1 protein-coding gene is annotated in these 1,293 nt (G+C 39.8%); it reads right to left on the bottom strand.

Annotation, left to right across the window (positions count from 1 at the left end):
• Positions 1–199: 199 nt before the first annotated feature.
• Positions 200–1,057, bottom strand: coding sequence for a hypothetical protein (locus KDK19_RS23875; RefSeq protein ID WP_257293105.1), 858 nt, complete (start codon positions 1,055–1,057; stop codon positions 200–202).
• Positions 1,058–1,293: the final 236 nt, after the last annotated feature.

The following is a 1,293-nucleotide window of genomic DNA, read 5'->3' as shown; positions in this document are numbered from 1 at the left end:
CTGATAGATGCTGTTCATGCTTTTCCTTCTGATTCCTTGAAGAGTTATGGTTTTCATTCGAACGATAGGAAGAGAAAAGCACGATGAACAACAAACGCAAAGGAGAGAAAGAAAGATAGAAACAAGTATTTTGTGCAACAGTTACAGCCTGAAGCCTTGTTTTTACTGGTCTTTTACTACTGAACAAAAAGTTTTAATGCTACTTGGCTTTAGATTTTAGATATTCCTCCAATGGAGGCAAAAGTGCTGTCTTTGTTCCCCAGATATTTAACAGTTTGGCCACATAACCTTTCAGTGTGTTATTTAGCTTAGGGAAATTTTTCTCAAGATATATCTCTATTGCGGTCGTGAGATTATGCTTTCCCGTACCATGAATCATTACGTGCTTTAACGCTAATAGAGTAGCTTTAAGCACTTTGCTGATATATGGGTTTTCTGGGCGTAATAAGGCGTCAATCAACAATGGAGCATCCATTGCTACAGCACCACTAAAGCCATTTTCTCTAGAGGGCTTAGGTTCCAGGCACTTTGAAAAAACAGATGGAACTCCCTTTGAGTCGGCCCACTCAGCAATACTCACTGGTGTGACGCTAGTATCACCTGAAATAAACCAAGGCCCCATAAAAATGTTTTCTTTTAAAGTTTCGCTTGGGTTCTGCATGAAGAACTGCAATGTTTTACCATTATCTAAAGACAAAACATCATCGTTGCGTATTAATACATCTAATTCAGACGGTATTCCTTCCATTGAGTCAGGAGTAATGTTAATCCAAGCCTCAGCTTGGCTTTCCTTCTGCTTCAATAGAGATGCTACCAAACAAGTTACAGCTAACCTACTTTTCCGATTGCTCAACTCGCTCATTAGTAGGTTAAAGAAGCTTTTTGCTTTACAGCGTCGTTCTGCTTCTTTTTGGTTTTCCGTATAGGGATCAAAGGGGCCAAAACTGTTGCTCAGGTCAATATAGCAAAGCTCAGGCTCTATACCAGCAAAGACCAGAGCAGCATCTCTAATAGTGATGTGCGGAGCGATTACGTAATGATAAAGGTCAGGATTCATACGACAATTTTTTATGTTTTTACTAGAATACGGCCTTTTCCTCTATTGTTCCAACTCCCAGAGTGTAAAATATCACGGGTCATCTAGCATCAACTTGCCGATACTTCTCCAGATCAATAAGTACAGTTTCAGTACCCTCAATAATTTTGGTCAAAAGAGTGTCATAAAGCCTGATGCTTTCCCGCTTTTCTGATAGATGCTCGTGACGATCATAGTGTTTGAAATCCACTCCAGTC

The sequence above is a fragment of the Endozoicomonas sp. ONNA1 genome (genome assembly GCF_024606325.1).
Taxonomy (GTDB): Bacteria; Pseudomonadota; Gammaproteobacteria; order Pseudomonadales; family Endozoicomonadaceae; genus Endozoicomonas_A.
The sequence above is the reverse complement of the archived record's forward strand: the minus strand, read 5'-3'. Positions and strand labels throughout refer to the sequence as shown.